General features: G+C 63.0%; 11 protein-coding genes and 1 other RNA gene. 10 read left to right on the top strand and 2 right to left on the bottom strand.

Annotation, left to right across the window (positions count from 1 at the left end):
- Positions 1-321: 321 nt before the first annotated feature.
- Both RCO24_RS04565 and ffs read right to left on the bottom strand, forming a co-directional pair.
- Positions 322-660: a hypothetical protein gene (locus RCO24_RS04565; RefSeq protein WP_308960212.1), complete on the bottom strand. Its 339-nt coding sequence runs from the start codon at positions 658-660 to the stop codon at positions 322-324.
- Positions 661-832: 172 nt separating this feature from the next.
- Positions 833-928: signal recognition particle sRNA small type (ffs, locus tag RCO24_RS04560), an RNA gene on the bottom strand.
- Positions 929-1,097: 169 nt separating this feature from the next.
- Here ffs and RCO24_RS04555 point away from each other — a divergent pair.
- The 10 genes from RCO24_RS04555 (at position 1,098) to RCO24_RS04510 (ending at position 12,071) form a co-directional block, all read left to right on the top strand.
- Positions 1,098-1,442, top strand: coding sequence for a hypothetical protein (locus tag RCO24_RS04555; RefSeq protein WP_308960211.1), 345 nt, complete (start codon positions 1,098-1,100; stop codon positions 1,440-1,442).
- A 312-nt stretch (positions 1,443-1,754) separates the two neighbouring features.
- A complete protein-coding gene (nuoE, locus tag RCO24_RS04550) occupies positions 1,755-2,462 on the top strand; it encodes an NADH-quinone oxidoreductase subunit NuoE (RefSeq protein ID WP_308960210.1) in 708 nt (235 codons plus the stop codon).
- Positions 2,463-2,471: 9 nt separating this feature from the next.
- Positions 2,472-3,755 carry an NADH-quinone oxidoreductase subunit NuoF gene (gene nuoF, locus RCO24_RS04545; protein ID WP_308960902.1) on the top strand — a complete coding sequence of 428 codons (1,284 nt, stop codon included), beginning with the start codon at positions 2,472-2,474 and terminating at the stop codon, positions 3,753-3,755.
- A 115-nt stretch (positions 3,756-3,870) separates the two neighbouring features.
- Positions 3,871-5,985: an NADH-quinone oxidoreductase subunit NuoG gene (nuoG, locus tag RCO24_RS04540; protein ID WP_308960209.1), complete on the top strand. Its 2,115-nt coding sequence runs from the start codon at positions 3,871-3,873 to the stop codon at positions 5,983-5,985.
- A gap of 15 nt (positions 5,986-6,000) precedes the next feature.
- Positions 6,001-7,068: an NADH-quinone oxidoreductase subunit NuoH gene (gene nuoH / locus RCO24_RS04535; protein ID WP_308960208.1), complete on the top strand. Its 1,068-nt coding sequence runs from the start codon at positions 6,001-6,003 to the stop codon at positions 7,066-7,068.
- Positions 7,069-7,081: 13 nt separating this feature from the next.
- A complete protein-coding gene (gene nuoI / locus RCO24_RS04530) occupies positions 7,082-7,570 on the top strand; it encodes an NADH-quinone oxidoreductase subunit NuoI (RefSeq protein WP_308960207.1) in 489 nt (162 codons plus the stop codon).
- Between the two features lie 65 nt (positions 7,571-7,635).
- On the top strand, positions 7,636-8,244 hold the full coding sequence (locus RCO24_RS04525) for an NADH-quinone oxidoreductase subunit J (protein WP_308960206.1): 609 nt from the start codon (positions 7,636-7,638) through the stop codon (positions 8,242-8,244).
- A 63-nt stretch (positions 8,245-8,307) separates the two neighbouring features.
- Positions 8,308-8,616, top strand: a complete 309-nt coding sequence (gene nuoK / locus RCO24_RS04520; protein WP_308960205.1) for an NADH-quinone oxidoreductase subunit NuoK — start codon at positions 8,308-8,310, stop codon at positions 8,614-8,616.
- Positions 8,617-8,631: 15 nt separating this feature from the next.
- Positions 8,632-10,581 carry an NADH-quinone oxidoreductase subunit L gene (gene nuoL, locus RCO24_RS04515; protein ID WP_308960900.1) on the top strand — a complete coding sequence of 650 codons (1,950 nt, stop codon included), beginning with the start codon at positions 8,632-8,634 and terminating at the stop codon, positions 10,579-10,581.
- Positions 10,582-10,583: 2 nt separating this feature from the next.
- The gene (locus tag RCO24_RS04510; RefSeq protein WP_308960898.1) at positions 10,584-12,071 is read left to right on the top strand and encodes an NADH-quinone oxidoreductase subunit M; all 1,488 of its coding nucleotides are present in this window, start codon (positions 10,584-10,586) and stop codon (positions 12,069-12,071) included.
- Positions 12,072-12,078: the final 7 nt, after the last annotated feature.

Below are 12,078 nucleotides of genomic sequence, written 5' to 3'. Positions count from 1 at the left end.
TGAACGGCTGAACAGCAAGGCCAATCTTAGGATTTAAAGCGGGCGATCAGCAAGGCGCGGGTACCCGCAGGCCGTCCCATGGAAATAGCGCTCGCTCCTTTTTAGGGAGCGAGCGCCGCCTTCCAATCAGGTGCCCGATTTGGGCATCTGGTTAGTCGTCACAGCAAGGTCCGCCGTCACAGCAGACCAGAAGATCGCAGCAAACCTGTGCCGCTTGTGCCGTGGCGGTGAGGGCCAATAGGCCAAACACAGCCGACGCAATGACTTTTGCCATTGAGAGTTCTCCTTTGATTGATGGGAATTCGATACGTCGAATGCCCGTCAACGCGGGGGAGGGAGAGGCGGCTGGAGGTCGATGCCGTGCCCGCTCTGTGCGAGCAGGGCAAACTTGATCCGGTACGGAGTGAGCTCGCGCCGCACTTTGTTGGCGGACGCCACGATGCCGGTATGACAGGCGAGCCCGCAGGTTGCGGAGGCGGCTGGCAGCATTTTTTCGCAGCAAGGACAGGTTGATTGATCCGGCGCGCCCAGCTCATGGGATCCGGTCCCAGGCTGGCTGATTTCATGCGTGCACGGCGCCGCAAAGCCGGCCGTCGCCAGTCCAAGAAATATCGGCAGCGCTGTCAGGATGACCAGGAGATGGCGAATGATCTTCGACACGATGCCCTGTCTGGCGCAATGCCTGTCTGAAGAAGCTCGCTATTTCGGCCTGAAAGGCTCGGGAGCGTCTTGGCGAAGCCAAGCTTCGCTTGGATGCGACCCGTCTCGGCGGAGCCGAGCTTCGCTCAGACGCCAGTGTCGCCCCCGCGGAGCTTGCAGGCGTGAGCGAGTAAGGAGAGGCTGACGAACGACCCGTGCACCTGTCGTTAGGGCTGCTTCCTTCCGGACCTGACCCGGTTGGCGATGGTCTCGTCCGCCGCCAGCCTCCGGGCGGAATATGGCGCCTTGCCGAGGGGGTGGCAAGCCTTGCCGTGCAGGATGCTCCGATGCGTCGCGGAGAAAATTGGGCTGCGGCTCAGCCGGCGTCTCAACGGAAGCTGGTGAAATTGCGGAATTGCTGGCACAATCCGTGGGCAAATCTAGGGGAGTTGCGTCAAATGATCGACAATCTGTTTCTGTTGGCGGTTGCCGCGTTGGGGTGGGGACTGTCGCTCGTGACCTACAACTTCTTCGCTCGCCGCCAGCAATGGCCGATGGGCGCCCTTCAGGTCGATTTCCCGGTCGTGCCCGTACTGCTCGGCGTATTCGCGATCTCGAACGCGCTTTGGTTCGCGGCTGCACGTGGCACCGAATACGGTGGATGGGTCATCGTTCTGTTCGGTGTCCTGCTCGCGATCTTCTGGACCGGCTTCCTGCGCGTTGGCTCGCAGATCTCTCTCTTTCTCGCGCCGATCGCGGCCGTGCTTCTCATCGCGGGCTGGGCCACATTGCCGTCTGCGTAAGATCAGAGATCGCAGCTTCGCGTCATAGACTTTCGTCCGAAGCGATTTGCAATCCTCGTCGACAAAAACTCTGACGCCAGCAATCGGCTTTTCATCTCGTTTGCGTACGCGCGAACGCAACAATCCAAAATGATGAAATAGCGCGGGGGCACTGCGCCCTGCGCGCTTGCTTTCGCGCTGCGATAGACGTAGTGGAAATGAAGACTGCTGCGGGGGAAGTTGCGTGGAGAGGTCGTGGATGATCGAGGCTTGGCAGCCTGGATTGATCTGAGACTTCCAGAGCCCCGCGGATGATCCGCAGAGGGAGCCAGCATGGGCGTCCGCCGTCTTCATCCCGACCAGCCGCATGGTTTTTCTTTTACGCCCGAGAATCTCGCTTGGGCGAAAGAGACCATTGCGAAATATCCGGCAGGCAAGGAAGCGTCTGCGATCATTCCATTGCTCTGGCGCGCGCAGGAGCAATTGGGCGGTTGGCTTTCGGAGCCCGCCTTGCGCCACGTGGCAGACATGCTCGGCGTTGCTTATATCCGGGCCTACGAGGTCGCGACCTTCTACACGATGTTCCAGCTTTCGCCGGTTGGCACCAAGGCGCACGTGCAGGTATGCGGAACCACGCCATGCATGCTGCGCGGAGCCGAAGGGCTGATCGAGGTCTGTAAAAGACGCATTGCGGAGCACCCGCATGAGCTGTCGGAAGACGGACAGTTCTCGTGGGAAGAAGTGGAATGCCTGGGCGCTTGCGCCAATGCGCCGATGGTTCAGATCTGGAAGGACACCTACGAGGATCTGACGCCGGAAGCACTTGAAAAAATTCTCGGCGCCTTCGCGCGCGGCGCGACGCCGAAGGTCGGCTCGCAGATCGGCCGCAAGAACTCTTCGCCTGAAGGCGCGCAGACCACACTGTCCGATCCCACGCTCTATGACGGCTCCAAGCGCGGCGCTTGGCGTGCACGCTTCCCGGAGCTGCAGGAAGGCGGTGCCGCAGCTGGCACCAAGCCTGTCGAAGAACCCAAAGGGTAGGTCGCGATGCTGCTCGAAGACAAGGATCGCATCTTCCAGAACATCTACGGGTTCCACGACTCGGGGCTCAAGGGTGCGCAGTCGCGTGGCTCGTGGGACGGCACCAAGTTCTTCATCGACAAGGGCCACGACTGGATCATCTCCGAGGTCAAGACCTCGGGTCTCCGCGGTCGCGGCGGCGCGGGCTTTCCGACCGGCCTCAAGTGGAGCTTCATGCCGAAGGCGGATTCGCGTCCGTCCTATCTCGTCATCAACGCCGACGAGAGCGAGCCTGGCTCCTGCAAGGACCGGGAGATCATGCGCAATGATCCCCACCTTCTGATCGAAGGCGCACTGCTCGCGGGTTTCGCGATGCGGGCGCACACTTGCTACATCTATATCCGCGGCGAGTTCATCCGTGAGCGCGAGCGCCTGCAGCGCGCAGTAGATGAAGCTTACGCCGCCAAGCTCATCGGCAAGAACAACGTCCACGGCTGGGATTTCGACTTCTACATCGCGCACGGTGCCGGCGCCTACATCTGCGGCGAGGAAACCGCGCTGCTCGAAAGCCTGGAGGGCCGCAAAGGCCAGCCGCGCCTGAAGCCGCCGTTCCCGGCCAACGTCGGCCTCTACGGTGCGCCGACCACGATCAACAACGTCGAGAGCATCGCCGTCGTTCCGGACATCCTGCGCCGCGGCGGCCATTGGTTTGCCGCGCTCGGCCTGCCGAACAACACCGGAACCAAGCTGTTCCAGATCTCGGGCCATGTGAACCGCCCGTGCGTCGTCGAGGAGGAGATGGGCATTCCGTTGCGCCAGCTCATCGACGAGCATTGCGGCGGTGTGCGCGGCGGCTGGGGCAATCTCCTGGCCGTGATCCCGGGCGGCTCGTCCATGCCGCTGATCCCGGCCGATCTCTGCGACACGCTGACGATGGATTTCGACAGCCTGACCAAGCTCAAGTCGGGGCTCGGCACGGCTGCTATCATTGTGCTCGACAAGTCCGCCGACGTCATCAAGGCCATCGCCCGCATCGCTTACTTCTATAAACACGAGAGCTGCGGCCAGTGCACGCCGTGCCGCGAAGGCACCGGCTGGATGTGGCGCGTCTTGGAACGCATGGCGCGTGGCGAAGCCGAGAAGAGCGAGATCGATCGCCTGTTCGATGTCTCGAAGCAGATCGAAGGCCACACTATTTGCGCGCTGGGCGATGCGGCGGCCTGGCCCGTGCAGGGCTTGATCCGTCATTTCCGCCCCGTCATCGAAGCGCGCATCGACGCCTATCAGGCCGCGCACAAAGAGGCGGCGGAGTAGGGCGATGATTGTGTCGAAATCGTTGCGCTTCGAAACGAGCGTGCCGCACTTCCCACTCTCTCCCTGGGGAGAGGGTCGGGGTGAAGGGGCGCTTTTGGCGCGAGGGATCTGAGATATGCCGAAGCAACTGATCATCGACGGCAAGGAGATCACGGTCGAGGACGGCATCACGCTGCTCCAGGCTTGCGAGCAGGCGGGCGCCGAGATTCCGCGCTTCTGCTACCACGAGCGTTTGTCGATCGCCGGCAACTGCCGCATGTGCCTGGTCGAGGTGCAGGGCAGCCCGAAGCCGGTCGCGTCATGTGCCATGGGCGTCAACGACCTGCCGCCGAACCGCGACAACACTCCGAAAGTGATCTCGACCAAGAGCGCGACGGTGAAGAAGGCGCGCGAAGGGGTGATGGAGTTCCTGCTCATCAACCACCCGCTCGATTGCCCCATCTGCGACCAGGGCGGCGAATGCGATCTGCAGGACCAGGCCATGGCGTTCGGCGCCGGCGGCTCGCGCTTCGAAGAGAATAAGCGCGCCGTCGAGGACAAGTACCTCGGTCCCCTTATCAAGACCTCGATGAACCGCTGCATTCATTGCACGCGCTGCGTCCGCTTCATGACCGAGATCGCGGGCGTCGAGGAGTTGGGCGCGATCGGGCGCGGCGAGGACATGGAGATCACCACCTACCTCGAGCGCGGCATTCTCTCCGAAATGAGCGCCAACGTGAACGATCTCTGCCCGGTCGGCGCCCTGACGCACCGGCCCTGGGCGCACAACGCGCGTCCCTGGGAGCTGCGCAAGACAGAGAGCGTCGACGTGATGGACGCGGTTGGCTCCGCGATCCGCATCGACGTGCGCGGCCGCGAAGTGATGCGCATTCTGCCGCGCAACAACGATGCCGTGAACGAGGAGTGGATCTCCGACAAGACGCGCCACGTCGCCGACGGTCTGCGCACGCAGCGCTTGGACCAGCCTTACGTCCGCAAGGATGGCCGCCTCGTTTCCGCCTCCTGGCAGGAGGCCCTCGCGCTCGTGGCCGCGAAGCTGAAGGCGGCCTCGGGAGACCGTATCGCCGCCATCGCCGGTCCCCTCGCGGGCGCCGAGGAAATGTTCGCGCTGAAGGATCTGTTCCACCGCCTCGGCTCGACCAATGTCGACTGCCGCGAGGACGGCGCCAAGCTCGATCCCGCAGCCGGGCGCGCGAGCTACATCTTCAATTCCACCATCGAAGGCATCGAGCACGCCGACGCCATTCTCCTGATCGGCACCAATCCGCGCCTCGAAGCCGCGGTTCTGAACACGCGCATCAGGAAGCGCTGGCGTCAGGGCGGCCTCGCCATCGGCCTAATCGGCGAACAGGTGGATCTCACCTATCCGTACGACTATCTGGGCTCCGGTGGGCAGACGCTGCGCGACCTCGCCGACGGCAAGCACGCATTCGCCGCGAAGCTCCAGGCTGCGAAAGCGCCGTTGATCATCGTCGGCTCGGCCGCCATCGCCCGCACCGACGGACAGGCCGTGCTCGCAGCCGCCGCTCGCATCGCCGTTGCCGCCACCCAGGGCAAGGATCCGGCGTGGAATGCGTTCAACGTGCTCCATGCCGCGGCATCCCGCGTCGCTGCTCTCGATCTCGGCTTCGTGCCCGCAAAGCCCGCGTCCACCGGCGTCGACAGCTTCGTTGCCGCCGCCGAAACCGGAGCGCTCGACGTCCTGTTCCTGCTTGGCGCCGACGACATCGACATGAGCCGTCTGAGCAAGACCTTCGTTGTCTATCAGGGCAGCCACGGCGACGCTGGCGCCCATCGGGCCGACGTCATCTTCCCGGCCGCGGCCTACGCCGAGAAGAGCGCGACTTACGTCAACACCGAAGGCCGCGCCCAGATGACCGCCAAGGCCGCATTTCCCCCGGGTGACGCACGCGAGGACTGGACGATCATCCGCGCGCTCTCGCCCCTCGTTGGGCACACGTTGCCGTACGATTCGATCAACGTTCTGCGCGCCGGCATGTACAAGGCAGCACCTGCCCTCGCGGCCATCGATCGCGTCGCACCGGCTGAGATCAAGGCCGTCGCCGCTCTGGCCTCCGTCAAGGGCACCGTCAAGGACGAGCCGTTCCGCGCGGCCGTCAAGGACTTCTACCTGACCAATCCGATCGCGCGCGCCTCGGCCGTCATGGCCGAGATGAGCGCGCTCAAGAAGGCGGCCGGCAAGGCTGCCGGCTTGGCTGCGGCGGAATAGGGAGCAAGCGACCGCATGTCGAGCGAGACGATTACACTGCTCTGGGAGTACGGCCTTTGGCTGGCCATCACCGTGGGGCTGTCCCTGCTGGTGCTTGTGGGCCTGCTCCTCTGCGTGGCCTTCCTTCTGCTGATGGACCGCAAGGTCTGGGCCGCCGTGCAGATGCGGCGCGGCCCCAACGTGGTTGGTCCGTTCGGCCTCTTTCAGTCCTTTGCCGATCTTCTGAAGTTCGTCTTCAAGGAAGCCGTGATCCCGGCCGGCGCTGACAAGGGCGTGTTTCTTCTGGCTCCGCTTGTCACCGCCACCTGCGCGCTCGCGGCCTGGGCCGTCATCCCAATGAACAAGGACGGTTGGGGCACCTGGGTTATTTCCGATCTGAACGTCGGCGTGCTCTATCTGCTGGCGATCTCGTCGCTCGGCGTCTACGGCGTCATCATGGGAGGCTGGGCCTCCAACTCGAAATACCCGTTCATGGGCGCGCTGCGCTCGGCCGCGCAGATGATCTCCTATGAAGTCTCGCTCGGCTTCGTCGTCATTACGGTGTTGCTCATCGTCGGTTCGCTCAACTTGGCGACGGTCGTGACGGCCCAGACGGCCGGGATCGGAACCTGGCTCGGGCTCCCGTCCTCGGCGCTGGATTGGCACTGGCTGCCGCTGCTGCCGATGTTCGTTGTGTTCTTCATCTCGTCGCTGGCTGAAACCAACCGCCCGCCGTTCGACCTCGTCGAAGCCGAAAGCGAGCTGGTGGCCGGCTTCATGGTCGAATATTCGTCGACACCCTATCTATTGTTCATGCTCGGCGAGTACGTCGCGATCACCACGATGTGCGCGCTCGCGACCATCCTGTTCCTCGGCGGCTGGCTGCCGCCGGTGGATATTTGGCCGCTGAACGCCGTTCCGGGCATCTTCTGGTTCGCAGCAAAGGTCGTGTTCATGTTCTTCATGTTCGCGATGGCCAAAGCCATGGTGCCGCGTTATCGCTACGATCAACTGATGCGCCTCGGCTGGAAGGTGTTCCTGCCGCTGTCGCTCGTGATGGTCGTTGTCGTCGCCGGCGTTCTGCAAATCCTGAGATCGGCATAGGAGATCCTGCCCCATGCGTGCGGTCCAAGGATTGAAATCGCTGTTTCTGCTGGAGTTCGTCTCGGCGTTCTTCCTGGCGATGCGCTATTTCTTTGCGCCCAAGAAGACGCTGAACTATCCGTTCGAGAAGGGCCCCCTCTCGCCTCGTTTCCGCGGCGAGCACGCGCTGCGCCGCTATCCGAACGGCGAAGAGCGCTGCATCGCCTGCAAGCTCTGCGAGGCGATCTGTCCCGCCCAGGCCATCACCATCGAGGCTGGTCCTCGCCGCAACGACGGCACGCGGCGCACGACCCGCTACGACATCGACATGGTGAAATGCATCTATTGCGGCCTCTGCCAGGAGGCCTGCCCGGTCGACGCCATTGTCGAGGGCCCGAATTTCGAGTTTGCGACGGAAACGCGCGAGGAGCTCTACTACTCGAAGGAGCGTCTGCTCGCGAACGGAGATCGCTGGGAGCGCGAGATCGCGAAGAACATCGCGCTCGACGCGCCGTACCGGTGATCGGCTGAAGTAAAAAAACTTCCTCTTTTCCTGCGTGTTCGAAGGGAAGAGGGGACGGAGGGGAAATGGCACTGACGGCGATCTTCTTCTATCTTTTCTCGACGCTGGCGCTTGCCTCCGGAGCCGCCGTGATCGTCGCGAAAAACCCGGTGCATGCCGTGTTGTTCCTGATCCTGGCCTTCTTCAACGCGGCCGGGCTCTTCATCCTGCTCAACGCCGAATTCCTGGCGATGCTGCTGATCATTGTCTACGTCGGCGCCGTCGCCGTGCTGTTCCTGTTCGTCGTCATGATGCTCGACGTCGATTTCGCGGAGCTGCGCGCGGGCTTTATTAAGAATGCCCCTGTCGGCCTGCTGGTCGGAGGCGTGGTGCTGGCCGAGCTTATCGCGCTGCTGGGGGCTCGCGTCATTGCGCCTACGCCCGCAAGCTCCGTAGCCTCTCCCATCCCGCAAGGCGTGACCAACACCGAAGCGCTCGGGCAGATCCTCTACACCAAATACATCTACTTCTTTCAGGGGGCCGGCCTCGTGCTCCTCGTGGCCATGGTCGGCGCCATCGTGCTGACGCTGCGTCACAAGGAAGGCGTCAAGCGCCAGTCCATCGCCGCCCAGGTGGCCCGCGGGCCGAAGACGGCCGTCGAGCTCGTCAAGGTCAAACCGGGGCAGGGGCTATGACGGCGGACGTAATCTTCGGCGCAGGCTCTGCGCCGCATTTCCGGAATTGAGAGGGGGGGCGCCGTGGAAATCGGGCTCGGTCATTATCTGACGGTTGCGGCGTGCCTGTTCACGCTCGGCATGTTCGGCATCTTCCTCAACCGGAAGAACGTGATCGTCATTCTGATGTCGGTCGAGCTGATGCTGCTCGCGGTCAACATCAACTTCGTCGCCTTCTCGCACTTCCACGCCGATCTCGTCGGGCAGGTGTTTGCGCTGTTCATCCTAACGGTCGCCGCGGCCGAGTCCGCGATCGGGCTCGCCATCATCGTCGTCTATTTCCGCAACCGCGGCTCGATCGCGGTTGAGGACATCAACATGATGAAGGGCTGATCGGGGGACCGCATGATTTACGCTGCCATTGTTCTCCTTCCGCTCCTGGGTGCGCTGATTGCGGGGCTGTTCGGCCGTCTGCTGGGGCCGCGCCCGTCAGAGCTCATCACGACCAGCCTTTTGGTGGTCGCCGCCGTCCTGTCGTGGATCGTCTTCGTCCGCGTTGGCTTCGACGGCGAGACCGCGCGTGTGCCGCTGTTCCGCTGGATCACGTCGGGCGAACTCGATACCGCCTGGGCGCTCCGCATCGACACGTTGACCGCCGTCATGCTCGTCGTCGTGACGACGGTGTCCGCCCTCGTGCACCTCTATTCGATCGGCTACATGCACGAGGACGACAGCCGCCCCCGCTTCTTCGCCTATCTGTCGCTGTTCACCTTCGCCATGCTTGCGCTGGTGACGAGCGACAACCTGCTTCAGATGTTCTTCGGCTGGGAAGGCGTCGGCCTCGCGTCCTATCTGCTGATCGGCTTCTGGTACAAGAAGCCCGAGGCCAATGCCGCCGCCATCAAGGCCTTCGTCGTCAACCGCGTCGGCGATTTCGGGTTCTCGCTCGGCATCTTCGGCCTGTTCGCGATGACCAACTCGATCAACCTCGATGCCGTGTTCGCGGCAGCGCCTAGCCTCGTTGGCAAATCCATGTCGTTCCTCGGCTACGAGGTCGACGTGCTGACGCTACTCGCGCTGCTGCTCTTCATGGGCGCCATGGGCAAGTCGGCGCAATTCCTGCTGCACACCTGGCTGCCGGACGCCATGGAAGGCCCGACGCCGGTCTCCGCTCTCATTCACGCCGCAACGATGGTGACCGCCGGCGTGTTCATGGTCGCGCGCCTGTCGCCGATCTTCGAACTGGCTCCGACCGCGCTCGAGGTTGTCGTGCTTATCGGCACCATCACCGCGTTCTTTGCTGCAACCGTCGGTCTCGTCCAGAACGATATCAAGCGCGTCATCGCCTATTCGACATGCTCGCAGCTCGGCTACATGTTCGTCGCCTGCGGCGTCGGCGCTTACTCGGCCGGTATCTTTCACCTCTTTACGCATGCCTTCTTCAAGGCGCTCCTGTTCCTCGGCGCAGGTTCCGTGATCCACGGCATGCACCATGAGCAGGACATGCGCCGTATGGGCGGCCTTGCAAAGAAGCTGCCGATCACCTGGATCATGATGCTGATTGGAACCCTTGCGCTGACCGGCGTCGGCATTCCTCACGTCGGTGGCTTTGCGGGCTTCCACTCCAAGGACGCAATCATCGAGGCGGCCTATGCCGGCCACACCCCGGGTAACTTCGCGTTCTGGGTTCTGGTGATTGCCGCCTTCATGACCTCGTTCTACTCCTGGCGGCTGATCTTCCTGACGTTCCACGGGGAAACCCGCGCCGACCACCACACCTACGATCACGCGCACGAAAGCCCGTGGGTGATGTTGATCCCGCTGTTCGTGCTGGCGACGGGTGCCGTGTTCGCCGGTATCGCCTTCCATCACTATTTCATCGGCGAAGGGTACAGCGAGTTCTGGAAGGCGGCCCTGTTCGAGGCCCCCGGCAAGGACATCCGCCACCACATGCACGAGGTACCGGGCTGGGTGCCGCTCGCGCCGACGGTGGCCATGCTGACGGGCCTCGCCCTCGCGGTCGTCTATTACATCCTCGCGCCGTGGCTGCCGGCTGCGACAGCCAGCGCCTTCCGGCCCGTCTACCTGTTCCTGTTGAACAAGTGGTACTTCGACGAGCTCTACAATCTGATCTTCGTACGCCCGGCGTTCGCGATCGGCCGTCTGTTGTGGAAGGGCGTCGATGGCGCGGTCATCGACGGCACGATCGACGGCACCGCCAAGAGCGTGCTGTGGGGCACCGGCCGCATCATCAAACTGCAGACCGGCTACGTCTATCACTACGCATTCGCGATGCTGATCGGCGTCGCTGCCATTCTCACTTACTTTATCCTGGCAGGCGGCGGGGGAGCCCAATGAACATCGCAGGCGCTCCCATTCTCTCGATCGTGACGTTCCTGCCGCTGGCAGGTGCGCTGTTCGTTGCGCTGCTTTCGCGCGAAGCGGTCCAGAACATCCGCTACGCGACGCTATGGACCACGCTCATCACGTTTGCGATCTCGCTTCTCATCTGGGTCAACTTCGATCCGACGACGCCGGGCTTCCAGTTCGTCGAGGAGCGCGCCTGGCTCGGCCCCATCAAGTACAAGATGGGCGTGGACGGCATTTCGATGCTGTTCGTCATCCTGACGACCTTCCTGATGCCGCTCTGCATTCTGGCGAGCTGGGAGTCGGTCGAGGATCGCGTCAAGGAATACATGATCGCGTTCCTCGTGCTCGAGGCGCTGATGATCGGCGTATTCTGTGCGCTCGATCTCGTCCTCTTCTACCTGTTCTTCGAAGGCGGCCTGATCCCGATGTTCCTGATCATCGGCATCTGGGGGGGCGCGCGCCGCGTCTATGCGAGCTTCAAGTTCTTCCTCTACACGTTCCTGGGCTCCGTTCTGATGCTGCTCGCGATGATGGCCATGTACTGGCAGGCCGGTACGACGGACATCACCGTGCTTCTGCAGACCAAGTTCCCCGAGAACATGCAGCTCTGGCTGTGGCTCGCGTTCTTCGCGTCGTTCGCGGTCAAGATGCCAATGTGGCCGGTACATACCTGGCTGCCGGATGCGCACGTCGAGGCGCCGACGGCGGGCTCGGTCATTCTGGCGGGCGTGCTCCTGAAGATGGGCGGCTACGGCTTCCTGCGCTTCTCGCTGCCGATGTTCCCCGACGCCAGCGCCACGCTCGCACCGCTCGTCTTCGCGCTGTCGGTCGTCGCCATCGTCGCGACCTCGCTGATCGCGCTGGTGCAGGAGGACATCAAGAAGCTGATTGCCTATTCGTCGGTCGCCCACATGGGCTTCGTGACCATGGGCATCTTCACCTTCTCGCAACAGGGCATCGACGGCGCCATCTTCCAGATGCTGTCGCACGGCCTCATCGCGTCCGCCTTGTTCCTTTGCGTGGGCGTCGTCTACGACCGTCTCCATACGCGTGAGATCAAGGCCTACGGCGGCATCGTCGAGCGGATGCCGATCTACGCGGTGATCTTCCTGATTTTCACGATGGGCAACGTCGGCCTGCCAGGCACGTCCGGGTTCGTCGGCGAATTCCTGACCTTGCTCTCGGCCTTCAAGGTGAACACTTACGTCGCGTTCTTCGCCACGACCGGCGTCATTCTCTCGGCAGCCTACGCGCTCTATCTCTACCGGCGCGTGATCTTCGGCCCGCTCGAGAAGCCGTCGTTGAAGGCGCTCGCCGACGTATCCCCGCGCGAGCTCGCGATTCTTACGCCGCTCGTTGTGCTGTCCATACTGCTTGGCTTCTACCCCGCACCCATTCTCGACGTGACGGCCGTATCGGTGAAAGCGCTCGTGACCTCGATCGAGAGTGCAAACCAGGCCGCTGCGCTCGCAAGATAATGAATTG

Source organism: Hyphomicrobium sp. LHD-15, assembly GCF_031157355.1.
Classification (GTDB): domain Bacteria; phylum Pseudomonadota; class Alphaproteobacteria; order Rhizobiales; family Hyphomicrobiaceae; genus Hyphomicrobium_C.
This window is presented reverse-complemented; position numbering and strand designations above follow the sequence as displayed.